We start from the raw sequence: 24,863 nt of genomic DNA on the forward strand, positions 1-24,863 counted from the left end.
TCACCACCACCCCGAGGACTTCGTGGCAGCCTTCGCGGACGCGGCCTCGTTCACCACCCGCTGCCGCTCCTTCTGCAGGGCCTTGAGCTCCGACTTCAGCCGGGTCTGGACCGAGGCCCACAGCGTCTCCAACTTGCGTTCGGCGCGGCCGGGGCTCTTGCCCCGCACGACCTTGTACGAGCCACCGGCCAGCGCCGCGAGTACAGCCCGCTTCTCGGCACCGGTCAGCGGCCACATCTCACCCTTCTTGGCCGCTTCGAGCTTGCGGGTGGCCAACTGGATTTCGCGGTCAAGGCGGCGGGTGTTGGGCTTGGGCATGGTCAGCCCCTCCTCGAGGTGGCGTGCACGGTGGTGGGGATGCCGAACTGGCTGCCGGAAGGGTCGAAGCACTTGCCGAGGGCAGCGGGCATCAGGCGGCCTCAGCCGGTGCGTCATCCTGACGCGAACCGGTAACGGCGTTTTCGTCGACCGCGTGCAGCGAACGACCGTCGGCACGCTCGGTCTTCAGGGTGTCGCGCAGCATGCGGGCGTTGGCCTGCGAGACGTGCAGTGTGGTGCGGATGCGGTCCGCGGTCAGCTCCGCGTCCGTCCACCCGGCGGTGACCGTGCGCGCCTCGTTCAGCAGCTCCTCGAAGGTGCGCTGTGCCTTGCCCTTGTCCTTGGCGGGCGTCCGGCGAGGCGGGCGCCGCTTGGGCTCAGCCGGAAGTGCCGGCGGATTCTCCGGCGGGGGCGGTGCGGGGGTCTCCTGCTCGGTGGCGGGGGCGAGTTCGCCCATGCGCAGCATCACGCGCTCACGCCGGGGGGTCTTGCGACGCCAGTCACGCCCGTAGCGCTCGCGCAGGTCCGCGCGGGCCAACAGCCGCTCCCGCTCGCGGGCGAGCGCGTCGGCGTAGGAGGTGACCTCCCACAGCGTCATGCGCCGCCACAGCGCGAACGTCGACAGCGGGGCGAGCAGCCAGCGGGACCAGCGGATTTTCTCCATGCGGCGGCCGGTGGCGGCGCCGATGCGGACGGCGTAGATGTGCGCGCCGATCTCGGAGAACACGACCCACAGCAGCGGCATCGTGCCGTGCGCGACCTTGGCCCACACACCGTGTCCGGCGGCGACGTTCAGCCCGCAGGTGACCAGGGTGAGCACCCAGGGCACGAACCGCACCCACGCCAGCGCCATATCCATGCGGATCAGCAGCAGGTTGGCGACGGTGAACACCGGGATGGCCACGTCGATACCGACCGGCAGCATCCACGGCTCACCGAAACCCCAGCGGAGCGCGGCGGCCGACACGGCGTCGAAGGAGGCGATCAGGCCCAGCGCGCCGACTCCCGCCGCGGCGAGCGCGCCGACTCCGGCGAGCCCCATCTCCGGGCGCGTCAGGGGCGGCACGGCCGGACGCTCGATGGTCTGCGTCGTCATGCCGCCTCTCCCTTCCGGAAGGGCCGACGGCGTCCGGCAGGGCGGATCAGCGGGGCGACGTTGAACAGCTCCGGGGCGTGGGCCTCGATCACCTTGGCGGCGATACGGGCCACGTCGTCCGGCAGGCCGGGGTTGTCGGCGAGGATGTCGTGCGCCGCGTCCTCGCGGGCCGCGCGCTCTTCATCGGTCTCGTGCTCTTCCCCGAGCCACAGTTCAGGCGGAGTGCCAAGGGCCAGTTCGATGAAGTCGTTCGCGGTGACGGCCTGGTGATGACCGATGTAGCTACGCATGTCAGGCTCCTGACAGTGGAGGGACGGGAAGACCACCGGGGCGGGCGCAGGCTTTGGAGAGACGGCGCCCGCCCTGCGGCGGAAGGGAAAGTCAGACCCGGACCCGGCGGGGCCGGTTGAAGACGTTCATCAGCCCACCGGTCACCGTGGTGAGCGAGGTGAACGAGACGAACACGACCGTGGCCCAGTTGGCGCCCAGGTCGCGGACGTAGTGGCCGTTGGCGACGGCGGCGGCGATGCCGAGCACGAGGAACAGCAGCGTGGCGAGCGCACGACCGGAGGTCATCGGCTTGAAGCCGCGGGCGACCACCTCGATGTCGGCCGGGCGCACCGGGCGCAGGATGTTGCCGTTCATCTGGAGGTCGACCACGTTCCCGGACCGGTGGGCGGCGACGCCGGCCACCGTGCCCAGGGACTTGTCACTGCGGACGCGGACGACGTCACCGATGGCGAGCAGCATGGAAGTTCCCCCTCGAAAGTCGTTGTGGACACCGGGGCTCCGGCTCCTCTCAACCCCGTCCGTATGGGATCGCTCAGCAGAGCTCCCGGACGGACGGGGCGAGCAACCGGCGCGGCGCTAGCCGCCGCGATTCGGTGGAAGGTGACCGGTCGTCCGCAGCACTTCGAGGTGCTCACGGACCGGGGATGGAGCGGCGCCGCCGTGCCGGTCGATCACGGCCGCGCCCATCGCTTTCGTCGACTCACTGCCACTCCTTCAACTCGCTGAACAGGGGATACGCACTGCAAGGGGGACCTTGTCCCCACGCTCCGGCCGTTGCTCGCGGTCACCGGGCCACCTCGCCAGTACGGGCCGAAACCCTGTTCTGCCTGGCCTTTAGCGGGATTGCAGCGTCCCCGCCCTCTGCGTTCGTGCGCTCGTTCGGTTCGCTGACGCGCCCGAACGAGAGGAACATGTATTACGTGTTCCTCATCTTGCAGAGAGGAGTTCACCCCGTCAAGCCCTTCGGCTGTTTGAGTTCTGCGAGCCCCTCGCGCTCGATGTACCTACAGACTGGCGTCGGCGGCGGCGACGATCGACTTCGCGGATGTACAGCTCAGGTCGTCCTTGGCTACCTTGAAGTCGTACCAAGTCGTCCCAACAAGGCGGAGGTTGGACGTGGCGAACGAGCGACTGCGCGGCGCGATAGTGGACTTGGGTCTGACGCTCGATGAGGTCGCCCAACGGCTCGGGGTCGCCGCCAAGACGGTCGAACGATGGATCAACGAGCCTGAGCGCAAGCCATATCGCCGCTTCCAGTACGCGACAGCCTCGCTTTTGAAGTGCGAAGTGTCGTACTTGTGGCCGGACGAACGCACATCAGCGGAGGTCACTGCCTCTGGCAACGCGGAGTTGGTCAGGCTCTATCCACACCGGTCCGTCGTGATGCAAACCCTCTGGACGAACCTCTACTCCAAGGCGACTCGTCAGTTTGACCTGTTGGTGTACTCCGGGTTCTGGCTCACGGAAGACGCGTCGTTCCACCGCATCGTGAAAGAGAAGTCAGCCGACGGGGTGCCCATCCGCTTCATCCTGGGAGAGCCCGCCTCGCCGGCCGTGGCGGTGCGCGGTGAGGACGAAGGGATCGGCGCAGCGATGGCAGGCAAGATCCGGAACGCACTCATCAACTACGGCCCGCTCTTCGGCCTCCCTGGCGTGGAGTTCCGGCTGCACGGTACGACCCTCTACAACTCGATCTATCGGGCCGATGACGAGATGCTGGCGAACGGGCACCTCTATGGTGTCGGCGCCTACATGGCCCCCGTACTGCACCTGCGACGCGTGCCCGGCGGTGAGCTCTTCGACGCCTACGCTGAGAGCGTTGAGAAGGTCTGGGAATCGGCCCGTCCGATCTCTTCACCTGCCGATTGGGAAGGCACTGCCTGATGAGCCGCATCGACTACTTCCGCGACCCGAACGCCCCTCACGCCAACTCGGTGGTGCCCTCGGTCACCGCAGTCGTCCGAGACGACGCGGGGCGGTTGCTGCTCATCCACAAGACGGACAACGACCTGTGGGCACTGCCCGGCGGTGGACACGACATCGGCGAGCGCATCGGCGACACCGTCGTCCGTGAGGTTGCGGAAGAGACCGGCATCGACGTTGAGGTAGACAGCATCGTGGGGCTCTACACCGACCCTGAACACGTGCTGGCGTACGACGACGGAGAGGTCCGGCAACAGTTCTCCATCTGCTTCCGTGCCCACCCCATCGGCGGTTCCCTGCGTACGAGCAGCGAGTCAAAAGAGGTCCGCTGGGTTGACCCAGCGGACCTTGACGGACTGGACATCCACCCGTCGATGATGCTGCGCATCCGCCACGGTCTCGACGACTCGCGGCGAGAGCCCTACATCGGCTGACCGTCGGCAGAGACCTGCGCCAACCGGCCCTCAACACGCTTCGACGCTCCATGGATATCGGGGGCCGCGCGCTGAATGAACCGCCCGACGATCGTGTCCGGGCCGTACCGCTGCACGATCTCGTCCAGCCGCTCGGCCGGCGTGGTCTGCGTCCCGTCGGGCGTCGTCGTCATGTCGCAGTACAGCAGGGCGTCGACCAGGTCCGGACGCTCTAGCTCGAACTCTCCCTCAAGCTCCTGCCTCAGTCCGCGCTCCTCGGCTTCCAGCAGAGCGCAAGAGTGGTGAGCCACGAGCCGAACGACCCGCTCGTCTGCCTCTTCCTGATCCCGGAGGAACCGCGCCCCGTCCAGCGGGTGAAAGCCGGTGGTGGCGATGGCCGGCGAGTACCCGATGTCATGCAGCACCGCGGCAGCTTCCAGCAACTCGGCATCGTCACCCATGATCGGGCCCAAGGAGCGAGCGCGCTTGGCGACCCCCAGCGAGTGCGCCCACCGACGCGGGAGCGGATCGGACAGCAGCGATTCGGAGAGCGAGTACGCCCACTCAGTCAGTCCCATGGCGGCCAAGGCTACGGCCGTACGGTGGGAGTCGGGAGAGCGCGTACCGTACGCCCCTTGCCGTGAGCGGTGGCGAGCAGGCCGTTTCCCTCCATCTGGGCAAGGACACGGCGCACCGCGGTACGGGAGGCGCCGAACCGCTCGCAGAGTTTCGCCTCGGACGGGTACGTATCGCCCACTGAGAGGGAGTCCTCTGCGATCACGTCAGTCATCCGTTCCGCGAGAGACCGACGGTCCCCGCCCCGAGCCACGCGCCACCCGATCCCGGGGGCCGACTCGACGAGACCGTCGGCTTCGAGAACCTTGAGGGCCCGGCGGATCGTGTTACGGCCGACGCTGTGCGACCGCATCATGTCGGCTTCCGACGGCAGGGTGTCGATGCCCTCCCCCTCTTCGATCTCGGTTCGCAGTGCCTCTGCGATGACCAGGTAGGTTCCGCGCGGACTGGCCTCCGGCACTTCGGCTCCTCTCTCGTCGCTCCATCGCTCGATGCCAAGGGTCCCACGGTCACGCGACAAGGCGGCGAGGCCGTCGCCGGATGGCGAGCACTCAGCCTGTCCGGGGTCCGCGAACGCCTCCGCTCCTGCGTGTCCGGCTGCGTGACAACGACCTCGTACTATGGCCCCTCACCTGCACAAATCAGGGCCCGGGCGGGGGCCACCGGGGGGCCAAACAGGGGGCCAAACGGTGCAGCCGCACGAGGACCGTCCCGGACAGTAGTGGACAGTCCCGGAGACGAACGAGCAGGTCAGTAACCCCGAGGCAAGGTCGCAAAGGGGCCCAATCGCGTTCGGGACGAAGAGGTCGTGGGTTCAAATCCCGCCACCCCGACAGAGAAACACCAGGTCAGGCACCTACTCACGTGAGTAGGTGCCTGACCTGTTTCGTCTGCGTGTCTATCTGCGTGACTACCGCTCCGATACCGCCTGAAGTTGCCGTCCATGACCACGGCGCCGGTCGGGATCGCGGGCCGGATCTGCTTCCGGTAGACCTCCTCGGTCACAGCCGTGCCGCAGTGGCCGACGAGACGGGAGGTCTCTTCCAGTGGGACGCCACGGTCCGAGAGCAGGGACACGAAGCTGTGGCGGAGCTCCCGGGGTGTCCAGTCGTCGGCGTTGATGCCCTCGGCGTCTTTGAGCGCCTGGCGGAAGGCCCGCCGGACATGGCTGCCTTGAGCACCGCCTCGGCCTGGGCGAAGGTGAGCGCCTTGGAGGGGCGACCCGTCTGCCCCTGCGGCACGGAGCACAGCTCCACCACGTTCGACCTTGTCCCGCGTCATGGCCCGCTTGACCGAGCGGTTCAGGCAGGAGTGGATTCCCTGGAGGGTGCGCGTGCTGAGCGTCTTGGCCTTGGCCGCGAGCCAGCGGTCCACGTCTTCCGCGCTCAGATCCCCGAAGCTTCCGGGCGCCGAGAGCCGGGATCACGTGGTTCCGGCTCAGGATCGTGCAGTTCTCAACCGTGCCGAGGTCGCGGTCCGCCAGGCCGTACGTATGCCAGTCGTTCACGGCGTCGGCGACGGTGAAGCCCCTCGGAGCGATCGCGAGGTCCCGTGCCTGACACGCTGCTCGACCCGACCACCCTCGGCGACCTGCTGAGGGTGGCTTCGGCCTCCGACTACGACCGCTGGCACGAGCAGATCGTCCCGCTGTGTCAGGCCCGCGCGGGCGGCGATCTCGCGGCGGAGCCGGTTGGTGAAGCGCTGCCACAGCTGCCCGGCGTGGTTGTTGAGGCTCAACGGCGACCAACGCTGACAACCGTTGACGGCTCAGCCACAGGTCACAGCGTTGATCGGTCAGGCGACCGCAGGTCAGAGACCCGGCGCGTCACTTCTTCGACTACTGACCGCGGTCAACAGCGCTTGCCTCGCCCATTGAGACTCCGCCGACCTCAGAGGGCCGCTGTCACTGAGGGGCCGATCGACCTTCGCGAATCAGGCGAGCAGTGGTTGTGCACCCGATACCTAGACAGAGCGTCGGGACGCCGGGGTGGCGCGCCTGGTGCGTCACGCGAGGTCAGGTGCGAGTCTGGCCAGCGCCCAGATGGCCAGCAGATCGAGCACCATCACGCTGATGGACCACACGGGGTAGTACGGGATGAACATGAACTGGGTGACCAGGCTGCAGGCGCCCAGTGCCACTCCGGCGCCACGGCCCCAGCTCCTGGTGGTCAGGATCCCCACGGATGCGGCCAGCAGCGCCAGCCCGATCACCAGATGGATCCAGCCCCAGGCGGTCAGGCCGAATCGGTACTCGTACTGCGGAGGGGTGCCGAACAGAGCATCACGTGCGATGGCTGTGATGCCCAGGAGGACGCTAAGGACGCCGCTCAGCAGCAAAGCAACGCCGGCAAAGAAGGAGACGTTGGCGGCCGTCTCTCTGCTGATGCCGACCCGTCCCGTACCGCTGCGATTCTCTGCCATGGCCGTCACCCTCCTGAAACAGCGCGGACATCGTCGACCACAGGACCGCCAAGGCCGCGCTCTCCTGCGATCCTCAGCCTCGCCTGGCTCTCTTCACGCTGCGACCTCAACAATCCATCCGGGTGATGCCGTGCCGACGGAGACTGCGCTCGACCGGCACACCGTGCTCTGGTGTTCCCTGCCGTGGGCGGCGGTGACGGCAATGTTGACGGCAACGGCGGCGGACGGCAGCGGCCCTCGGCGGCCCGGCACGGTGGCGTCACGGGACGACCGGACCGGCCCACCAAGACATGCCCGCATCCTTTAAGCGCCTGGCCGCGACCCGAGCGGGGTGAGTGTCTGACTGAGTGACAACGCCGACGTACAGCGGCGAACAACCGCGCACAACTGTGGACCGGGCGTTTCTGGGAGAACTCTGGGAGAAGATCCTCGACGAGGAGATCACCCGCCAGCCCGCCCCCTCTTCCCGCAAGGTCGAACTCCGGACCACGATCCCGGGAGTCAAGGATCGGCTTGCGCCGGCCGCCCAGGCATCAGTCCCCGCAGGTAGCAGTCTCCAGTCTCCCTTCGCCCGCTGATCCCGCCGTGACACCGAGGCGAACACATCCGCCGCGAACTCGACTAACTCTGTCCGCAAGTCCTCCACTTGATGCACATGCGTCGGCCACGGCCAACCATGCACGAGGTCGTAGGGTTGCTCGCGGCTCCCAACCAAGAATTGGCTCACGCATGAAGGCGGTGACGGGAGTCACAACACGGTGCTGTGGCCGACGTTTTGAGATCGTCGACCCGGGCGCGGCAAGAACAAGAACCGAGAACGGCAACCGTCTATCCGGGACGGACAGTGTGCGCCGGTCAGAAGGGAGCAACGTGGGTTGCTCGCACGCCGCAGGATGTCCCCTTTTCCCCCTACTCAGGGCGAGCTTGCAGGGTTGGCGCGACTACTACTGCGACAGCGAGGATCGGTGGCGCGACTGTGCGCGCTACAAGTTGTCACTCACCGGCGAGCGCGTGCCGATCAGCCTGTTGCCCAACGGACACCACGCGCATCACCTCGGACAGCCGGCCGACGTGGGCTCGTCCGGCGCGGCCGACCCAGGGCAGGCACCTGGGCAGGACCCGCCGTCACGGCCCGATCCGTGGTCACCGCAGAACACGGCCCGGTTTGAACCAGCTCCCCCGCCGACACTGGACGGGTATGACCAGCCGTCACCACTCACACAGACTCCCCAGCCGGAAGACCGCCTCGCTGGACGCAGGCGGCAAGCACCCAGCTCGAAGCGCGGCTGGTGGGCTCGGCTCGTCGATTGGATGAAAGGCCCCGCATGAGTACCTACTGGCCCTGGTGGGCGGGCGCTATAGGGCTCGCTCTGGTCACCATCGCGTACACCCTCGCCACCGATCGGTCTTTCGGGGTGTCGTCGGCGTGGGATCGCGTGTTGCACTGGCGCAGAGAACGCGACCTCGAGCGGCTCGAGGAGGAGTTCACCGACGAACGTGCTCTCGCCGACGCGCTCGCCGCAGCCACCGCCGAGCACTTCGGAACCAGCCCCAGCGCGCCCACCTCGCCGCACAGTCCGTATGAGCAGACGCAGCCGCAGGATCCGAACGTCGAGCCGACCGCGGCCGAGAGCCCCTCGGTCACGACCCTGCGCCCGGTCCCTGTGGTCACCCAGGCTGCCCTGCTGGTGTCGATTTTCCTCGGCGGACTGATCGCCGCGGTCACTTCCGGGCGGTTCGAGCTCCGCTTCGATATGGGCCCGGGTTTTCAGAACCTGGTCACCGCCAATCCGACGACCATGATCGCCCTGTTGTTCGTGGGGGGCGTGCTCGTCGGCTTTGGCACTCGACTGGCCGGCGGGTGCAGCTCCGGCCACGGACTCAGCGGCTGCGGCAGGCTGAGTCCGGTCAGCATCGTCGCGACCGCCGTGTTCTTCGGCACCGCCGTCGCGGTGTCGTTTCTCCTGTGGAAGGTGATCTGATGCGTACCCGAGGCGCAATTCTGCTGGCCAACATCATCACCGGACTGGCTCTCGGCTACACCGTCACCAACATCGGCTTCGGCGACTATGCCGAACTGAACCGCATGTTCACCTTCCAGGACCTGCGCATGTTCCTCGCCTTCGCCGGCGCCGTCGTGATCATCGTGTGCGTGTTCGCTCTGCTGCGGGTCCGCCGCACCCATGGGCGCATCCACGCCGGCGTGATCCCCGGCGCGGTGTTGTTCGGTACGGGCTGGGCGATCTCAGGTGGATGCCCGGCAATCCCGATCATCCAGGTCGCCAGCGGGTACCTGCCCGCCGTGGTCACGATCGCCGGCGTCGTCGTCGGTATCCGGCTGTGCCGCTGGGCCAACGCCCGATACCTCCACGTCGACAGCGGCTCCTGCGGGCTGTAACCAAGGGCGCCCACCGATACGACCCACCGGGCTCTCGTTTTGATTGGTCGTGAGGGCGAGCGACACCACAACCGCACCAGATCAAGCTGCGAACAGCGAAGGCCGGGTGCTCTCCCGAACGCCACCGGCGCCGTCACGCTCCACGCCTCCGCACGGCAGGCCCCCTACGACCCGAAGCCGCACAACGCCCACGCCGACCTGGTGCTCAACGCCTCCGAGTGACCCTTCCCGAGGCCCGTCACCGGAACCCCCGGCCCGCATCCTGACCGGGGGTTCCACTGGTTGCCGCATCGGACAGGGGCAGCCCCGACGATCGACGGCGTGATCTGCACGCCGCCATGACGACCGGGACCCGCTGTGCCTGGTTCGGGTGGTGAGTCGACGAGGACGGCCCCCGCAACTCGCACCCCCGTCTCCACCAGTCAGCCCGTCTCCACGCGAATGCGGCCCGAGGGCGGCTGCGGCTGCTCTCACCTGACGTCCGGCCGGCCTGGGCCGCCTTCACGGTCCCGTTTGTTCGGGGACGGTGGGGTGGGCGCGCAGGGAACCGGCGTGGGCCTTGGCCGACGGATCGCGTCGGGTCTTGATCAGGCTCGCGATGGTCACCACCAACAGCACCACCGCGATCACCAGAAGGCTGACCGGTGTGGGAATCTCCGGGACGCGCTCGTCGATGTCCACGTGGGCCCAGTGCAGGATCAGCTTGACACCGATGAACGCCAGGATGATCGACAGTCCGGTCGAGAGGTACACCAGCCGGTCCAGGAGCCCCTTGACCAGGAAGTACAGCGCCCGCAGGCCGAGCAGCGCGAACGCGTTGGCCACGAAGACGATGTAGGCCTCCCTGGTGACGCCGAAGACCGCGGGGATGGAGTCGAGCGCGAACAGCAGGTCGACGCTGCCGATCGCAAGCAGGACGAGGAACAGCGGCGTGACCATCCGGCGGCCGTCGATCCGGGTGAGGAGCTTTCCGCCCACGTAGTGGTCGGTGATCGGCAGGATGCGGCGCGCCGTCCTGACCACGGCGTTGTCCTCGACGTCGGGGTCCTCGTTGCGGTGCCGGAACAGCTGGACGGCGGTGTAGATCAGCAACAGCCCGAACAGCAGAAACACGAAGGAGAACAGCGACAGCAGCGCGGCGCCGAGTGCGATGAAGATCGCGCGCAAGGCGAGCGCGAGCATGATGCCGAAGGTCAGCACCTTGTGCTGGTACTCCTCCGGCACCGCGAAGGTCGTCATGATGATCACGAAGACGAACAGGTTGTCGACGGAGAGGCTCTTCTCGATGATGTAGCCCGCGAAGTACTCGGTGCCGAACTCGCCCCCGTACCGGAGGGTGAACCACACGCCGAAGGCGATCGCGACGAGGACGTAGAACACCGACCAGAAGGTGGCCTCGCGGAACCCGACCCGGTGCGGGCGCACGGCCGCCAGGACCAGGTCCAGTGCGAGCAGCGCGACGACCAGGCCGATCGTGAGGCCCCACGTCAGTCCGCCGATTTCCAGCACCGTCGCCTCCGACTCCGTTCGGTGCTGCCGCGCCGACGGCCGCAATCGTCCCGGTGATCACCTCGCACGGTACTTCATCCGTCTGACACGGCGTCGGACCGAAATGGGCGAACGTGACGCCATGCTCGACTCGCAGGTTGGGGCACACACCGCTCGGCGTCTCGACTCGCAGGACACCGCTCGGCGTCTGGCCGGTGCCGTCCCGGACGCAGCGGTGCTCCTGCTGCCCGGAGCCGGCACTCCGTGGTGGCCGGAGCGAACCTGTCCCTGCCCACCTGCGGAAGGCGGCGACGTCAGGCGACACGGCGCGCCGATGACGGGCCCCGAGGGCACCGCGGTACCGGGTGCCTGCGGACGGCCCGCACCTCGCTGTGCGGACCGTCGGCGTTTCCCGCGTCAGTTGTTGTCTGCGGCCCGGCGGCGGCGTACGGCGAGAACCGCTCCGGCGCCGAGTACGACGGTGGCGGTGGCCGCGAGGGCGAGTGGCATCGTCGCGGAGGACGTACCGGTCGTGGCGAGGTCCCCGCTGGCCGTCGCCTGCTCGGACGTGCCGCCCTGCGCCGACGGGCCCGTACCCGCGCCGGGCTTCGCGGCACCCGGCCGCGTGTCGTCGTCCTTGCCTGGCTGGCCGGGCTCCGCGTCGTCGACCGGACCGGGATCGCTGCCCACGGGCAGCAGCTCGAAGTCGTAGCGCTTCATCGGGCCCAGGATGCAGGGGTTGTACGCGTCGGCGGCGTCACTGGCGAACAGGGCGAAGGCGTCGGCGGCCTGGGCCGCGGAGTCGACCTTCATACGCATCTTCACGTCGCTGTGGCCGCCCGGCTTCATGGTGTCGATGTGCGCGATGTGCTCGGGCTCGTTGCCGCCCAGGGCCTGCCAGTCAGAGCCGTTGGACCACTCCACCTTCAGCCGGCTCTTCTCACCGCTGCCCTCGCCGTCCGCGTGGAAGAACACCAGCGGGTCCACCGTCAGCGTGCGCTCGGTGCCGTTGGTCACGCGCAGGGTGAAGTCGACGGTGGTCCCCGCGACGACCTTCGACGGCAGCCCTACCGCGAGCGAGGTCAGCCCGTCCTCGCGGACACACTCCTTGGCGGCGGCGAGCGCCTTTTCGGCGGCCTCCTTGGCCTCGAGGGCCTTCTCGGGGGCGTCCTGGACCAGGCTGTACTTGCGGAACGCCTCCACCCTGGCGTCGTCCAGCGCGGTGCGGGCCTCCTTGGCCTCGGCTTCGGCCTCCTTCTCGGCCGTGACCGCCTTCTCCAGATCGGCTTCGGCGGCTTCCAGGGCCTCCTGCGCCGCGGCCTTCTCGGCGTCGCTCTCGGCCGTTTCGACCTTGGCCTTGGCGTCGGCGACGGCCTCCTCGGCAGCGGCAACGGCGTCGGCCGCTTCCTTGGCCGCCTTGTCCGCCGCGATCGTGGCCGCCTTGAGCGGGTGCTCGTCGGAGTCCAGGGCGGCCAGGGTGGCCTCGAGCTCCTTCTGCCCCTCCTCCTTGGCGATGACGGCTTCCTCGTATGCCTTCTTCGCGTCGGCGGCAGCCTTTTCCAGCTCCGCGTACGTCGGCTGGTTCTGTGTCTGTGCCGCGGACGGCCCGACGGCGAGTGCGGGAGTAGCGCTGAACAGCACGACGGGCGTGGCTGCCGCGACCGCGACGGCCACAGCGAGGGAACGGCGAAGCTTCACTGGGGGACCTTTCCTAATGAGAGAGAAAGGAGAACGGCCACCGAAAAGCGTGCGGCGGCCTGAACGGCGATGAGTGTATAGCTCAAGTAAAGGAGCCGTTCAGCGCCTCTTCGGCTCCACCGTTTACCCCCGGAGGCGTCACAGGAATAAATCGGACGGACAAGGATCGTTGCTCACGACGTCCGTACTTTTTCTGTGACTCATGTCACCTCACTGCCGTCGGCGGCGGTCGTCGCCGGTGGTCAGACCGTACGACGCCGCTCATTGCAGCGACTCATTGCAGCGGCCGGTTGAGCTCACCCCCGCTCGCATAACCACATCACCCCACCACGTCAAGTCCCGTTTTTTTGGGGCATGACGGTCATCTTCCGATCCTGTCTGCTGACCTCAGGGCCGCATCAAAAGGGTGCAGTCCTCAGTCAGGCCCTTGAGGGCGCAGTCCTCAGTCAGGCCTTAGAGATCGAGTCGAGGTGGATTCCATGAGCACTCTCAACCATGCACCGGTAATAGAAGCGCCCCGTGATGTCGGCCAAGCACCCCCACCGAAATCACGCGTGATCGCCGCATCGGCCGGAACGCCCTATCACCGGTTGGCGCGGACCGACCTGCACCGCTGGTGGCGTCCGCTGGTGGCCACGCTTGTCGCCGTGGTCGTCTGGTTTCTGCTCCAGCTCAACGTGGGAATCGGCCTGGGCGTGGCGGCTGGGCTGACCGGGGTCGAGCCGGGCACGGGCGGCCTGATCTTCGCCGATCCCCTCTGGGACAACGCTGCTCTGCTGCTCACACTCGCGCTCCTGATCCCGGGGGTGCTGATCGCGGCGCGCCTGGTGCAACGCCGACCAGCCGGATCCCTGTCCTCGGTGACCGGTCGGCTGCGCTGGCGTTGGCTGCTGGTCTGCATGGTGGCGGCCGTGGGCGCGGTGGTGCTCCTGTTCAACCTGATAGCGGTCTTCACCGCCGCGTCCGGGGACGTGCCCTGGGAGGGGATGTTCGCCTTGCCGGCCGGCGTCTGGGCGGACTGGCCGACGTTCCTGACCGCCGCCGCGGTGCTCGTGTTGCTGGTGCCCTTCCAGGCCGCCGCAGAGGAGTACGTCTTCCGAGGCTGGATCCCGCAGGTCTTCGGCTGCTATCTGCGCACCCCTTGGGTCGGGATCGTCGTCGGAGGTGCGCTGTTCGCCCTGGCCCACGGGCTCGGCACGCCATGGGGCTTCGCGGAGCTGTTCCTGTTCAGCCTCGTCCTGGGCGTGCTGGTGATCCGTACCGGTGGCCTGGAGGCGGCCATCGCCCTCCATGTGGTCAACAACCTCTTCTTCTTCCTCCTCGCCGCCACCTACGCGGACGGACTCGGCGATGCCGGCGCCGGCGCCGCGGTCGCCCCCTGGCCTGTGCTGGCGGCCGGAGCCATCGTGTGGCCGCTGTACGGGTGGGTGATCCTGCGCTTGGCCCCCCGGTTCCGTATCGCAGGCACCGCCCCCGAATCCCCTCGCCGACTGGTGGAGGCGGAGGCCATCGCGGGGTGAAAGGCGTACGCAAAGGGATATGTCTCGCCGGAGGGCCTGGTGCAAGAGTTTGCACCAGGCCCTCCGGCGTGCGTGCAACGGTGGTCAATCGCCTGAGGCCCGGTCGCTGAGGTGTCCGGTCGCTGACCCGCTACTAAAGCGGTGCCGGGGAAGGTTCAGGGGACCGCTCAGCCCGCGTTCAGCCTGTGGACGCCCCCTTGACGCTCGGAGTGTGGCGCTGGCACTGTCGCGATCATGAAGGCTTCTGCTGATCACCTTTGCGCATCCATCGCGCTGGTGGAGCGGCGCCATGTCGATCTGTGCCGGCAGTCCAGCGCCATCTGTCGCTGATCCCACGGGTCGCCCTTCTTCTCTCTCTTTCTTTTTCCTTCTCCCTTCATCGCGCTCTCGCGCGCCTTCTCCCTGCACTCCCGCGCGTGCACCACCTTGGTTCCGCGCGCGCTCCTCCTTGGCCCTAAGGAAGACGTATGCCACGCATGTCCGATGACTCCTCTGTGCCCTCCGAGCCCACACCAAGCGACGACTCCCGTGACCGCATCTCCCGGCGGCTGTTCGGCGGGCTGATCGGCGGCGGCGCCCTGACAGCGGTGGCGGGGCCCACTGCCGCCGCGTCAGACGCGACCACATCAGGCACGAACGCATCAGGCACGAACGCATCAGCCACGAACACGTCCGGCACGACCGCCGCGGACAGAACCGTGGAGAAGCCCTTCCGTTCTCGCCCCGGCGCCCGTAGCGGCCGGCGTCCGAACCTGCTCGTCATCCTCGGCGACGACCTCGGCTGGGCCGACCTGTCGTCCTACGGCGCACCGCACATCAAGACACCCAACCTGGACCGCCTCGCCCGCGAGGGCGTCCGCTTCACCGACGCGTACTCCGGTTCGGCGACCTGCTCTCCGACCCGGTTCAGCCTGTACACCGGCCGGTATCCGGGCCGTACGAAGGGCGGGCTCGCCGAACCCGTCGGCGACAGGAGCCAGGGGCTCGACCCCAATCACCCCACGCTTGCCTCCCTGTTGAAGGGCGTGGGCTATTCGACAGCGCTCATCGGCAAGTGGCACTGCGGCTGGCTGCCCGACTACAGCCCCACCAAGTCCGGTTGGGACGAGTTCTTCGGCAACTTCGGTGGCGTACTGGAGTACTTCTCCAAGCTCGGCCAGCTCGGCGAGTACGACCTCTACGAGGGCGACGCGACCTACCAGGACCTGCGCTACTACACGACGGTGCTGACCGAGCGGGCCGTCGAGTACGTCAGCCGGGACCACGACAAGCCCTGGCTGCTCAACCTCAACTTCACCACCCCGCACTGGCCCTGGCTCGCCGAGGACGACGCGGAGACCGGGGCCGAGATCGCCGCGAAAGTGCGCGCGGCGAGCAACCAGGGGCAGGTCCTCAGCGCGCTGCTCCACAACGACGGCGGTTCGGTCGAGAAGTACACGGAGATGGTCGAGAGCCTCGATGCCGCGGTCGGCGACGTGCTGGCGGCGCTGCGGCGTTCCGGGCAGGAGGACGACACGCTGGTGTTGTTCGCCAGCGACAACGGAGGCGAGCGCTTCTCCTACAACTGGCCGCTCAGCGGGAACAAGTCCCAGCTGCTGGAGGGCGGCATCCGTGTGCCGACCATCCTGCGCTGGCCGGCCCGGATCGACGGGCACCAGGTCAGCCACGAGCCCGCCTTCTCCCCCGACTGGACCGCCACCCTTCTGGAGCTGGGCGGCGCCCGGCCCGACCCGGCGTATCCGCTGGACGGCACCAGCCTCGCCGGCTACCTGCTGCGCGGCGAGGAGGTGCCCGAACGCGACCTGTTCTGGCGCGTACGGGCCAACAGGGCGCTGCGGCGTGGCGACTGGAAGTACTACCGGGACGCCGCGGGCAAGGACCATCTGTACAACCTCGCCCAGGACTCCCGTGAGCAGGCCGATCTGGCCCCCGACCGGCCGGAGCTGCTCGCGGAGCTCAAGGGTGCCTGGGAGAAGACGGCTGCGGAGTTGCTTCCGTATCCGACTGCCTGACGACTACGTCGGCTGGCGTACGTTCGCGTGGACCCAGTCCAGCTTCCGTATCCGGCTGCTGACGACGTTTTCTGCTCGGCTTCTGCTTGGCCTTGTTCTGCTCGGCCTCCACGGGACCGGTCAGCTGTCTGATATCTGACCGGTCCCATGCATCGGTGTATCGCTCTGGGATCACGAAGGTTCCTCGATGACGGACAGCACGTTCCCGGCAGGGTCGGTGAACCACGCGATCACCGGGCCATCGCCGCGGAAGACGCCCTTCTCGTCCGTCTCGATATGGTCGTAGCGCTCGAACTTCACACCCCTTCTGCTCAGTTCGTCGACCGCCGCGTCGATGTCGTCCACGGGGAAGTTGAGGATCGTGTACGTCGCCGGCGTGTGGTCCGGCTTGGGGTAGACCAGGATGTCCCGGTCACCCGCGATGTGCAGGGTCAGCAGATCGTTCTCCTTCGACACCCTGAGTCCGAGCGTCTCGCCGTAGAACTTCCTGGCCGCGTCGATGTCGTCCACCGAGAAACCGCTGTACGCCTTCGTCGTGCCGAACATGATCGCCTCCGGGCGGGTCGCTGCTTGTCCCCCACTGCCGCTTGTCCCCCACTTGTGGAGATCGGCACTTGTGCAGACTGGTCGGCGGCATGGAACTCATCGCCCGGCATCCCTCGCCCGGGCGTTGTCCACAGAAAGTTATCCACAGGCTGAGGAGCCCGTCGGCGCATTGTCGGCACGTCCAGGCACTATGGGGCCATGACTGAGACCAACGGGGCCACCCCGGACAGCACGGTTGTCCCGCGCGATGCGGCCGCCGTCCCACGTGTCGCGACCGCACCCGACGGCGCGGAGATGCCCGACTGGGAGAAGCGCTTCCGTGCGCCGAGAGTGTCCCTGCCGGACTGGGCACAGGACGCACCGGAGCGGTCGCTGTTCGTGTCGAACGCGTCGGGGACGTACGAGCTGTATGCGTGGGACCGGGCCACGGGCGAACAGCGCCAGGTCACCGACCGGCCGAACGGCACCACGGACGGCGTGCTCTCACCGGACGGCGAGTGGATCTGGTGGTTCGACGACACGGACGGCGACGAGTTCGGCGTCTGGAAGCGGCAGCCCTTTCACGGTGGCCTCGACGAAGCCGCGGTGCCGGGCCTCAAGGCGTCGTATCCGGCAGGCCTGGCCATCGGCCGGGACGGGCGCACGGTGGTCGTCGGCCGTTCGACCGACGAGGAGGGCTCGACGATCCATGTCGTACTGGGGGCGGGCGGGCCGTCCGAGGTCTATCGGCACCCCGAGTCGGCGGGCGTCGGAGACCTCTCCCACGACGGCTCGCTGATCGCGATCGAGCACACCGAGCACGGCGACGCCATGCACTCCGCGATCCGGGTGCTCCAGCCGCACGGCTCGGTGGTCGCCGAGCTGGACGACACCAAGGGCGGCACGGTCGAGCTCGGCCTTGAGGTGCTCGGGTTCGCACCGGTCGACGGGGACACGCGGCTGCTCGTCGGGCATCAGCGGCGCGGGCGCTGGGAGCCGATGGTGTGGGACGTCGACTCGGGAGAGGAGACGGATCTGGCGTTGGAGCTGCCCGGCGACGTCTCGGCGGAGTGGTATCCGGACGGATCGGCGCTCCTGATCGCGCACAGCTTCGAGGCACGCAGCGAGCTGTGGCGCTTCGAGCCGGCCACGCGCGCGCTGGTCCGTCTGGACACGCCCGCAGGTTCGGTGTCCGGAGCGACGGCCCGGCCCGACGGCAGCGTCGAGTTCCTGTGGTCGTCCGCGGCCGAGCCCCCGGTGGTCCGGTCGACGGCCGGCGGTGTGGTGCTGGACCCGCCCGGCATGAAGTCCCCGGGTTCGGTGCCCGTCGAGGACGTGTGGGTGGAGGGCCCGGGGGGCCGTATTCACGCCCTCGTCCAGAAGCCCGCCGGTGCGACCGGCCCGCTTCCCACCGTGTTCGAGATCCACGGCGGCCCGACCTGGCACGACAGCGACTCCTTCGCGGCGGGCCCTGCGGCCTGGGTGGATCACGGCTATGCGGTGGTCCGGGTGAACTACCGCGGCTCGACGGGGTACGGGCGGGAGTGGACGGACGCGCTCAAGCACCGGGTGGGCCTGATCGAGCTCGAGGACATCGCGGCCGTCCGGGAGTGGGCGGTGGCGTCCGGACTCGCGGACCCGGCGAAGCTCGTGCTCGCCGGCGGTTCGTGGGGCGGCTATCTGACCCTGCTGGGCCTCGGCACCCAGCCCGATGCCTGGGCGATAGGGCTGGCGGCGGTCCCGGTCGCGGACTACGTCACGGCGTACCACGACGAGATGGAGGCCCTGAAGGCGATGGACCGCACCCTTCTGGGTGGTACGCCGGAGGAGGTGCCGGAACGCTTCGAGGCGTCGTCCCCGCTGACGTATGTGGACGCGGTGAAGGCGCCCGTGTACATCTCGGCCGGCGTCAACGACCCGCGCTGCCCGATCCGCCAGATCGACAACTATGTGGACCGGCTCGCGTCCCGTAGTGCGGTCCACGAGGTCTATCGCTACGACGCGGGGCACGGGTCGCTGGTGGTGGACGAGCGGATCAAGCAGGTGCGGCTCGAGCTGGACTTCGCGGAGCGGCACCTGAACCGGTGATGCGACCGTGACGCCCGACGGCTGATGCGACCGTGACGCGCGACGGCTGATGCATCCGTGACGCCCGACGGCTGAGGGGCTGCGCGCGACGGTGACGCGGAACGGTGGGCACCCCCACGCCGGGCCATCGGCGTGGCCCCCGTACCGTGGAGGTGTGTACCGGTTTCTGCTGACCCCTCGCTGGTGGGGGATCAACGTCTTCGTCCTGCTGGCCATCCCCTTCTGCATCTTCATGGGGTCGTGGCAGCTGGGCCGGTTCGAGGACCGTGTGCAGGACCACCGGTCCGCCTCCGAGCAGTCCACTCAGGACAAGCAGGCCGCGGCCCGGCCGCTCGACTCGCTCCTGCCCGTCGACAAGGAGACGTCGGGCGACCGCGCCACGGCGACCGGCCGGTACGGCAAGCAGCTCCTCGTACCGGACCGGGAGCTGGACGGCAAGCGCGGTTTCTACGTGGTGACGATGCTGCGCACGGACAGCGGCAAGGCCCTGCCCGTCGTACGTGGGTGGCTGCCCGGCGATGCGTCCGCCGCGAAGGCGCCGGCGGCGCCCGCCGGCGAGGTCACCGTGACCGGCGCCCTGCAGGCCTCGGAGAACGCCGACTCCAACGGCGTGAACGCGGCCGGCGGGCTGCCTGCCGGACAGCTCGGCATGATCAGCGCCGCGTCGCTGGTGAACCTGGTGCCGTACGACGTCTACGACGCGTGGATCACCCTCGACAAGGCCGACGCCGGTATGAAGGTGGTGCCCGCCGTGGAGCCGCAGGGCAGCGGGCTCGACCTCAAGGCGTTCCAGAACCTCGGCTACACCGGGGAGTGGTTCGTCTTCGGGGGGTTCGTCGTCTTCATGTGGTTCCGGCTGCTGCGCCGGGAGGCGGAGTTCGCCAGGGACGCCGCCCTCGGGCTGGACCCCGAGGGCAACGAGCTGAACCCCAAGGACGAGGACAAGGGCCCGAACGCCGATCAGAACCCGGACGGCAGCGACACCGCTGACGCGAACCCCACCGGGGCGGGCCGGGTTCCCACCGCCTGAACGCGGACCCCACCGGGGCGGGCCGGGTCCCCCACCACCTGAACCCGGACCCCCACCACCTGAACGCGGACCCCCACCGGAACGAGCCGGACCCCCACCGGGGCGGGCCGGGTCCCCCACCACCTGAACCCGGACACCCACCGGGGCGGGCCGCGGTACCACTGCCTGAAAGCGTCAGCAGTGTTTGGCCAGCCCCGGCCTCTCCTCCCCCACCCGAGGTATGTGGCGAGGCTTGTGGCGACCGCTCCGTCCGACGGCCGGTCCTACTGCGCCGGGAGCACTCCCGTGTGGTAAATCGTCCCTGCGCACGCGTTCGAGATCGTCGCCGACACCTGCGGGGTGCCGGGTTCCGCGGTGAGGGTGACGAGCACGCTGCCGTCGGCCGTGCCGCCGTCCTCCGTGACGAGCTGGGTCGTCGTCCCGCTCTGCTCGGACGTGCCCCCGGTGCCACCGCTGGCGCTGTCTGCCGAAGGCGTCGGGCCTGGTGAGGGTTCCTCGGGGCCACCCGTGGTCGGACAGGTCTCCGACGGCACCCACGCGAACCGCACCTGGTACGACATGCCCGGCTGGAGGATCAGCTGGCTTGCCTCCTGGGACGGATCAGGAAGCCCGGAGCCGTCCCCGGCGGTGTGGTCCACGAGGTTGATCTTCGTGGCGTCGGCCGCGCCCTGCGCCGCGAAGGCCATGCTTCCGGCGGCTTCGACCGTGCAGTTGGCGCTGGAGACGTTCGAGATCGTGAAGGTCCCGTAGACCTTGCCCTCGGCGTCCGCCGGTTCGACGCTCGGCGTGGCGTTGCCGAGTTCGTTCACCCCGCAGGTGGGCGAGCTCGCGGCCGCCGTGCCCTCAGGGTTCGGGCCGCCGGTGGGGCTGCCGGTCGCGCCCTTCCCCTGGTCGTCCTTCTTGCCCTTGCCGCTGTCCTTGCCCGTGGACTTGGATGCGCTCGAGGTGCTGCTGTCGCTCTTCTCGCCGCCGTCCGTGCTCTTGGCGTCCTGGCCGCCCTGAGCGTGTCCGGCGTGTCCGACGACGGACGACGTGTCCGCGGAGCCTGTGGAGTTCGAGACATGGACGAGCGCCGGGATGGCGGTGCCGACGAAGAGTGCGGCGGCGGCCATGCCGACGGCGGCCTGGCGCTTGCGCGCTCGGCGCGCGGGCACCGCACGCCGCAGATGGTCGAGGGAACCGTCGGTCGGCTCGATCTCCTGGACCGCCTGGTGCAGCATCCTGCGCAGGGTGAGTTCGTCGGAGCCCAGCTCGCCCGGATGGGCCCCATCGGGACCGGCCCCGTCAGAAGCCGCCCCGGCCGAACCCGGCCAGTCAGAACCCGCCCCGTCCGAACCCGGCCAAGGGGAGCTGTCGGGCCCGTCGTAGGAGTTTTCGGGGCCGTGATTCACAGTTCCGTTCCCAGCTTGCTGTTCGTGCTCGTACCACTCGGGCCGCTCAGGCCGCCCCCGCCCGGTCTCACCGCCGCCCTGCCGCTCGGGCCGTTCAGGCCCCCGGTGCTGATCGCTCATGCGGGCGCCTCCATGGCGACGCGCAGGGCCGCGATGCCGCGGGAGCCGTACGCCTTCACCGAGCCGAGCGATATACCGAGGGTCTCGGCGACCTGTGCCTCGGTCATGTCCGCGAAGTAGCGCAGGACCAGCACCTCGCGCTGGCGCCGTTGCAGGCCGCGCATGGCCTTGATCAGCGCGTCGCGCTCCAGCTGGTCGTACGCACCTTCCTCGGCGCTCGCCATGTCGGGCATCGGCTTGGAGAGCAGCTTCAGCCCGAGGATGCGGCGGCGCAGCGCGGACCGCGCGAGGTTGACCACGGTCTGCCGCAGATACGCGAGGGTCTTCTCCGGATCGCGGACGCGTTTGCGCGCGGAGTGCACGCGGATGAAGGCCTCCTGGACGACGTCCTCGCAGGAGGCGGTGTCGTCGAGGAGGAGCGCCGCCAGTCCGAGGAGCGACCGGTAGTGGGCGCGATAGGTCTCGGTGAGATGGTCGACCGTCGTGCCCGCGGCCAGGGTCTCCTCAGCGCCCTCGCGCTGAGACGGAATGCGGGCGGGCCGCGCATGGGGCATGGGGGCGATCACCGGCATGCCGCCGCCGGCCGTGCCGGGCATGCGGGTGCGGCGGGGCGGCCGAAGGGTCGCGCCCCTCGCCCGTACCGCTGTGAATTCGAGTACCTCTGCCACGCCAGTTGGACACGGCTCCCCTTGAGAGGGTTGTACGCGTCGGGCATCACATTTGCCCGGGGCACCACTTTTGGCGGTGCGTCACTTGCCCTCATGCGTACCAGCTCTTCCTTTATGCCCCACTCGTCACAGCATCCAGGCGCCCTGACGGCGACCGCTAAAGACGCTCCCCGCCCCGTGCGCGGTTGCACGGGGCGGGGAGCGAAATCTTCGAACGCCGGCCGGGCCCAGTTCAAGTGGTCTGGACTTTTTTCACCGACCCTTGAAGCTTCACGGATTCTACAAAGGATCCCGATTATGACCAGGCCGTTTCCGGATACCGGACGGGCAGGTGACAAGCCGGCAAACCGCCGGAACCCCCGCGCACAGGGCCACCGGCCCTCACGCCGCCATGAACTCGGCAGCCACGAGCTCGGCGATCTGTGCCGTGTTCAGCGCCGCGCCCTTGCGCAGATTGTCGCCGCACACAAACAGCTCGAGAGCCGTCGGATCGTCGAGCGCGCGCCGCACCCGGCCCACCCACGTCGGATCCGTCCCCACGACATCGGCGGGCGTGGGGAATTCACCGGCGGCCGGGTCGTCGAAGAGGACAACGCCGGGCGCCGTCGCGAGGATCTCGCGCGCCCGGTCGACGGTGACCTCGCCCTCGAAGCGGGCGTGGACGGTCAGCGAGTGCGTGGTGACGACGGGGACGCGCACGCAGGTAGCGGCGACCCGCAGCGCCGGCAGCCCGAGGATCTTGCGGGACTCGTCCCGCACCCTCATCTCCTCCGACGACCACCCGTCGTCCCGCAGCGAACCCGCCCAGGGCACGACGTTCAGCGCGACCGGCTCGGGGAAAGGTCCTGTGGCGTCCCCCACTGCCCGCCGTACGTCGCCGGGTGACGTCCCGAGTTCCGTACCGGCGACGAGCTTCAGCTGCTCCCGCAGGGTGTCGATGCCCGCGCGCCCGGCGCCGCTCACCGCCTGGTACGAGGAGACGACCAGCTCGCGCAACCCGAACTCCGCGTGGAGCGCGCCCACGGCCACGATCATCGAGAGGGTCGTGCAGTTGGGGTTGGCGATGATGCCGCGCGGGCGCACGCGAGCGGCGTGCGGATTGACCTCGGGCACCACCAGCGGCACATCGGGGTCCATCCGGAAGGCCGCCGAGTTGTCCACGATGACCGCGCCCTTGGCGGCGGCGACGGGCGCCCACTGCGCGGAGACCTCGTCCGGTACGTCGAACATGGCGATGTCGACGCCGTCGAAGGCCTCCTCGCTCAGGGCCACGACCTCGACCTCCTCGCCGCGCACGGTCAGCTTGCGGCCGGCCGAGCGCGGCGAGGCGACGAGTCGGATCTCGCCCCAGATGTCCGCGTGCTGGGACAGGATCTGGAGCATGACGGTGCCGACGGCCCCGGTCGCTCCCACGACAGCGAGCGTCGGTCGTCCGGTCATCTCCGTACGCCTCCCTGACCAGCGGTCATCGTCGTACGCCTCTCTGTGGCAGACGGCGCGGTCAGCGACCGGTGCCGCCGTAGACGACGGCCTCGTCGCTGTCGGAGTCGAGCCCGAACGCGGTGTGCACCGCGCGCACGGCCTCGGGGACGTCGTCCGCGCGGGTCACGACCGAGATACGGATCTCGGAGGTCGAGATCAGCTCGATGTTGACGCGCGCGTCGCTGAGCGCCTCGAAGAAGGCGGCCGTGACACCCGGGTTGGTCTTCATACCCGCGCCGACCAGGGAGATCTTGCCGATCTGGTCGTCGTAGCGCAGGGACTCGAAGCCGATGACCGACTTGGCCTTCTCCAGCGCGTCGATGGCCTTGCGGCCCTCGGTCTTCGGCAGCGTGAAGGAGATGTCGGTCAGGCCCGTGGCCGCGGCCGACACGTTCTGCACGACCATGTCGATGTTGATCTCCGCGTCGGCGATCGCACGGAAGATCGAGGCCGCCTCACCGGGCTTGTCCGGCACGCCGACGACCGTGACCTTGGCCTCGGAGGTGTCGTGAGCGACACCGGAAATGATGGCCTGCTCCACCTTCTGGTCCCCTTGCGGTTCGTTGCTGACCCAGGTGCCCTGCAGTCCGGAGAAGGACGAGCGGACGTGGATCGGGATGTTGTAACGGCGTGCGTACTCGACGCAGCGGTGCAGCAGCACCTTCGAGCCCGAGGCGGCGAGCTCCAGCATGTCCTCGAACGAGATCCAGTCGATCTTGCGAGCCTTCTTCACGACGCGCGGGTCGGCGGTGAAGACGCCGTCCACATCGGTGTAGATCTCGCAGACCTCGGCATCGAGGGCGGCAGCCAGGGCGACGGCGGTCGTGTCCGAGCCGCCGCGGCCCAGCGTGGTGATGTCCTTGCTGTCCTGGGACACGCCCTGGAAGCCGGCGACGATGGCGATGTTGCCCTCGTCGAGCGCCGTCCTGATGCGGCCCGGCGTGACATCGATGATCCGCGCTTTGTTGTGGACCGAGTCGGTGATGACGCCTGCCTGGCTGCCGGTGAACGACTGGGCCTCGTGGCCCAGGTTTTTGATCGCCATCGCCAGCAGGGCCATGGAGATCCGCTCTCCTGCGGTCAGCAGCATGTCGAACTCACGCCCGGTAGGCATCGGAGATACCTGCTCGGCGAGATCGATCAGCTCGTCCGTCGTGTCGCCCATCGCGGAAACGACCACAACCACCTGGTTGCCGTTCTTCTTCGCTTCCACGATTCGCTTGGCGACGCGCTTGATGCCTTCGGCATCGGCTACGGAGGAGCCTCCGTACTTCTGCACGACAAGGCCCACGTGCGCTCCTCGCTCAATCCGTTTCGTTCCGCACTTGTGCGGGCGATCCGCATGACTGCGGTCGACTCAGTTTAACGAGCGGCCGAAATCAGCCCCTGTGATATCGCATCGTGA

The 24,863-nt window shown here is 68.6% G+C and carries 23 protein-coding genes and 2 pseudogenes; 9 read left to right on the forward strand and 16 right to left on the reverse strand.

Annotation, left to right across the window (positions count from 1 at the left end):
- The 4 genes from H1D24_RS04515 to H1D24_RS04530 form a co-directional block, all read right to left on the reverse strand.
- A complete protein-coding gene (locus H1D24_RS04515; protein ID WP_181656048.1) occupies positions 1-318 on the reverse strand; it encodes a hypothetical protein in 318 nt (105 codons plus the stop codon).
- Between the two features lie 91 nt (positions 319-409).
- Positions 410-1,414, reverse strand: coding sequence for a DUF2637 domain-containing protein (locus tag H1D24_RS04520; protein ID WP_181656049.1), 1,005 nt, complete (start codon positions 1,412-1,414; stop codon positions 410-412).
- The gene (locus H1D24_RS04525; RefSeq protein ID WP_181656050.1) at positions 1,411-1,704 is read right to left on the reverse strand and encodes a hypothetical protein; all 294 of its coding nucleotides are present in this window, start codon (positions 1,702-1,704) and stop codon (positions 1,411-1,413) included. Before H1D24_RS04525 ends, H1D24_RS04520 begins: the two co-directional genes overlap by 4 nt.
- A 91-nt stretch (positions 1,705-1,795) precedes the next feature.
- Positions 1,796-2,164, reverse strand: a complete 369-nt coding sequence (locus H1D24_RS04530) for a hypothetical protein (protein WP_181656051.1) — start codon at positions 2,162-2,164, stop codon at positions 1,796-1,798.
- A 657-nt stretch (positions 2,165-2,821) separates the two neighbouring features.
- Between H1D24_RS04530 and H1D24_RS04535 the strand changes: the two genes are divergently transcribed.
- Positions 2,822-3,589: a helix-turn-helix domain-containing protein gene (locus H1D24_RS04535; protein WP_181656052.1), complete on the forward strand. Its 768-nt coding sequence runs from the start codon at positions 2,822-2,824 to the stop codon at positions 3,587-3,589.
- Positions 3,589-4,062, forward strand: coding sequence for an NUDIX domain-containing protein (locus tag H1D24_RS04540; protein ID WP_181656053.1), 474 nt, complete (start codon positions 3,589-3,591; stop codon positions 4,060-4,062). Before H1D24_RS04535 ends, H1D24_RS04540 begins: the two co-directional genes overlap by 1 nt.
- Here H1D24_RS04540 and H1D24_RS04545 read toward each other — a convergent pair.
- From H1D24_RS04545 to H1D24_RS04565, 5 genes and pseudogenes are all read right to left on the reverse strand, one after another.
- Positions 4,050-4,619: an HD domain-containing protein gene (locus tag H1D24_RS04545; protein WP_181656054.1), complete on the reverse strand. Its 570-nt coding sequence runs from the start codon at positions 4,617-4,619 to the stop codon at positions 4,050-4,052. The two genes, H1D24_RS04540 and H1D24_RS04545, sit on opposite strands and share 13 nt — an antisense overlap.
- Before the next feature lie 11 nt (positions 4,620-4,630).
- Positions 4,631-5,077 carry a GntR family transcriptional regulator gene (locus tag H1D24_RS04550; protein WP_181656055.1) on the reverse strand — a complete coding sequence of 149 codons (447 nt, stop codon included), beginning with the start codon at positions 5,075-5,077 and terminating at the stop codon, positions 4,631-4,633.
- A 470-nt stretch (positions 5,078-5,547) separates the two neighbouring features.
- A pseudogene (locus H1D24_RS42085) lies at positions 5,548-6,157 on the reverse strand (tyrosine-type recombinase/integrase); the annotation flags it as partial.
- A 464-nt stretch (positions 6,158-6,621) separates the two neighbouring features.
- Entirely contained in the window at positions 6,622-7,038 is a 417-nt protein-coding gene (locus H1D24_RS04560; protein WP_258563826.1) for a DUF7144 family membrane protein, read from the reverse strand.
- Between the two features lie 479 nt (positions 7,039-7,517).
- A pseudogene (locus H1D24_RS04565) lies at positions 7,518-7,693 on the reverse strand (IS701 family transposase); the annotation flags it as partial.
- A gap of 670 nt (positions 7,694-8,363) precedes the next feature.
- Here H1D24_RS04565 and H1D24_RS04570 point away from each other — a divergent pair.
- Together H1D24_RS04570 and H1D24_RS04575 are read left to right on the forward strand one after the other, a co-directional pair.
- Positions 8,364-9,020: a YeeE/YedE family protein gene (locus tag H1D24_RS04570; protein WP_181656056.1), complete on the forward strand. Its 657-nt coding sequence runs from the start codon at positions 8,364-8,366 to the stop codon at positions 9,018-9,020.
- On the forward strand, positions 9,020-9,436 hold the full coding sequence (locus H1D24_RS04575) for a YeeE/YedE thiosulfate transporter family protein (protein ID WP_181656057.1): 417 nt from the start codon (positions 9,020-9,022) through the stop codon (positions 9,434-9,436). Before H1D24_RS04570 ends, H1D24_RS04575 begins: the two co-directional genes overlap by 1 nt.
- A gap of 501 nt (positions 9,437-9,937) precedes the next feature.
- Here H1D24_RS04575 and H1D24_RS04580 read toward each other — a convergent pair.
- Positions 9,938-10,945, reverse strand: a complete 1,008-nt coding sequence (locus tag H1D24_RS04580) for a TerC/Alx family metal homeostasis membrane protein (protein ID WP_181656058.1) — start codon at positions 10,943-10,945, stop codon at positions 9,938-9,940.
- A gap of 396 nt (positions 10,946-11,341) precedes the next feature.
- Positions 11,342-12,622, reverse strand: a complete 1,281-nt coding sequence (locus tag H1D24_RS04585) for a hypothetical protein (protein ID WP_309484197.1) — start codon at positions 12,620-12,622, stop codon at positions 11,342-11,344.
- 554 nt (positions 12,623-13,176) lie between these two features.
- Here H1D24_RS04585 and H1D24_RS43475 point away from each other — a divergent pair.
- From H1D24_RS43475 to H1D24_RS04595, 3 genes are all read left to right on the forward strand, one after another.
- Positions 13,177-14,142 (forward strand): CPBP family intramembrane glutamic endopeptidase, encoded by a 966-nt coding sequence (locus H1D24_RS43475; protein ID WP_181656059.1) that lies wholly within the window; start codon positions 13,177-13,179, stop codon positions 14,140-14,142.
- A gap of 234 nt (positions 14,143-14,376) precedes the next feature.
- The gene (locus H1D24_RS43925) at positions 14,377-14,472 is read left to right on the forward strand and encodes a putative leader peptide (protein WP_312870726.1); all 96 of its coding nucleotides are present in this window, start codon (positions 14,377-14,379) and stop codon (positions 14,470-14,472) included.
- Between the two features lie 146 nt (positions 14,473-14,618).
- Positions 14,619-16,154 carry a sulfatase family protein gene (locus H1D24_RS04595; RefSeq protein WP_181656060.1) on the forward strand — a complete coding sequence of 512 codons (1,536 nt, stop codon included), beginning with the start codon at positions 14,619-14,621 and terminating at the stop codon, positions 16,152-16,154.
- A 171-nt stretch (positions 16,155-16,325) separates the two neighbouring features.
- On the opposite strand, the gene H1D24_RS04600 is transcribed toward H1D24_RS04595, so the two are convergent.
- Positions 16,326-16,700: a VOC family protein gene (locus H1D24_RS04600; RefSeq protein WP_181656061.1), complete on the reverse strand. Its 375-nt coding sequence runs from the start codon at positions 16,698-16,700 to the stop codon at positions 16,326-16,328.
- Between the two features lie 198 nt (positions 16,701-16,898).
- Between H1D24_RS04600 and H1D24_RS04605 the strand changes: the two genes are divergently transcribed.
- A complete protein-coding gene (locus H1D24_RS04605; RefSeq protein WP_181656062.1) occupies positions 16,899-18,767 on the forward strand; it encodes a S9 family peptidase in 1,869 nt (622 codons plus the stop codon).
- A 154-nt stretch (positions 18,768-18,921) separates the two neighbouring features.
- Positions 18,922-19,797, forward strand: coding sequence for an SURF1 family protein (locus H1D24_RS04610; protein WP_181656063.1), 876 nt, complete (start codon positions 18,922-18,924; stop codon positions 19,795-19,797).
- A 263-nt stretch (positions 19,798-20,060) separates the two neighbouring features.
- On the opposite strand, the gene H1D24_RS04615 is transcribed toward H1D24_RS04610, so the two are convergent.
- The 4 genes from H1D24_RS04615 to H1D24_RS04630 all read right to left on the reverse strand — a co-directional run bounded on the left by H1D24_RS04615 (position 20,061) and on the right by H1D24_RS04630 (position 24,749).
- Positions 20,061-21,017 carry a hypothetical protein gene (locus tag H1D24_RS04615; RefSeq protein WP_258563827.1) on the reverse strand — a complete coding sequence of 319 codons (957 nt, stop codon included), beginning with the start codon at positions 21,015-21,017 and terminating at the stop codon, positions 20,061-20,063.
- Positions 21,018-21,304: 287 nt separating this feature from the next.
- Positions 21,305-21,976: a SigE family RNA polymerase sigma factor gene (locus tag H1D24_RS04620; RefSeq protein ID WP_181656064.1), complete on the reverse strand. Its 672-nt coding sequence runs from the start codon at positions 21,974-21,976 to the stop codon at positions 21,305-21,307.
- A 381-nt stretch (positions 21,977-22,357) separates the two neighbouring features.
- Positions 22,358-23,416, reverse strand: a complete 1,059-nt coding sequence (locus H1D24_RS04625) for an aspartate-semialdehyde dehydrogenase (RefSeq protein ID WP_181656065.1) — start codon at positions 23,414-23,416, stop codon at positions 22,358-22,360.
- 61 nt (positions 23,417-23,477) lie between these two features.
- Complete coding sequence (locus tag H1D24_RS04630; RefSeq protein ID WP_181656066.1) at positions 23,478-24,749, reverse strand: aspartate kinase; 1,272 nt, start codon at positions 24,747-24,749, stop codon at positions 23,478-23,480.
- Between the last annotated feature and the right edge of the window lie 114 nt (positions 24,750-24,863).

The organism is Streptomyces himalayensis subsp. himalayensis (assembly GCF_013778455.1).
GTDB lineage: Bacteria > Actinomycetota > Actinomycetes > Streptomycetales > Streptomycetaceae > Streptomyces > Streptomyces himalayensis.

Excerpts from the sequence above, each read along its gene's own strand:
- H1D24_RS04530 (WP_181656051.1), bottom strand. The coding sequence starts at position 2,164 with ATGCTGCTCGCCATCGGTGACGTCGTCCGCGTCCGCAGTGACAAGTCC.
- H1D24_RS04525 (WP_181656050.1), bottom strand. The coding sequence starts at position 1,704 with ATGCGTAGCTACATCGGTCATCACCAGGCCGTCACCGCGAACGACTTC.
- H1D24_RS04540 (WP_181656053.1), top strand. The coding sequence starts at position 3,589 with ATGAGCCGCATCGACTACTTCCGCGACCCGAACGCCCCTCACGCCAAC.
- H1D24_RS43925 (WP_312870726.1), top strand. The coding sequence starts at position 14,377 with ATGAAGGCTTCTGCTGATCACCTTTGCGCATCCATCGCGCTGGTGGAG.
- H1D24_RS04560 (WP_258563826.1), bottom strand. The coding sequence starts at position 7,038 with ATGGCAGAGAATCGCAGCGGTACGGGACGGGTCGGCATCAGCAGAGAG.
- H1D24_RS04595 (WP_181656060.1), top strand. The coding sequence starts at position 14,619 with ATGTCCGATGACTCCTCTGTGCCCTCCGAGCCCACACCAAGCGACGAC.
- H1D24_RS04600 (WP_181656061.1), bottom strand. The coding sequence starts at position 16,700 with ATGTTCGGCACGACGAAGGCGTACAGCGGTTTCTCGGTGGACGACATC.
- H1D24_RS04605 (WP_181656062.1), top strand. The coding sequence starts at position 16,899 with ATGACTGAGACCAACGGGGCCACCCCGGACAGCACGGTTGTCCCGCGC.
- H1D24_RS04515 (WP_181656048.1), bottom strand. The coding sequence starts at position 318 with ATGCCCAAGCCCAACACCCGCCGCCTTGACCGCGAAATCCAGTTGGCC.
- H1D24_RS04520 (WP_181656049.1), bottom strand. The coding sequence starts at position 1,414 with ATGACGACGCAGACCATCGAGCGTCCGGCCGTGCCGCCCCTGACGCGC.
- H1D24_RS04575 (WP_181656057.1), top strand. The coding sequence starts at position 9,020 with ATGCGTACCCGAGGCGCAATTCTGCTGGCCAACATCATCACCGGACTG.
- H1D24_RS04625 (WP_181656065.1), bottom strand. The coding sequence starts at position 23,416 with ATGACCGGACGACCGACGCTCGCTGTCGTGGGAGCGACCGGGGCCGTC.
- H1D24_RS04570 (WP_181656056.1), top strand. The coding sequence starts at position 8,364 with ATGAGTACCTACTGGCCCTGGTGGGCGGGCGCTATAGGGCTCGCTCTG.
- H1D24_RS04545 (WP_181656054.1), bottom strand. The coding sequence starts at position 4,619 with ATGGGACTGACTGAGTGGGCGTACTCGCTCTCCGAATCGCTGCTGTCC.
- H1D24_RS04615 (WP_258563827.1), bottom strand. The coding sequence starts at position 21,017 with ATGCTGCACCAGGCGGTCCAGGAGATCGAGCCGACCGACGGTTCCCTC.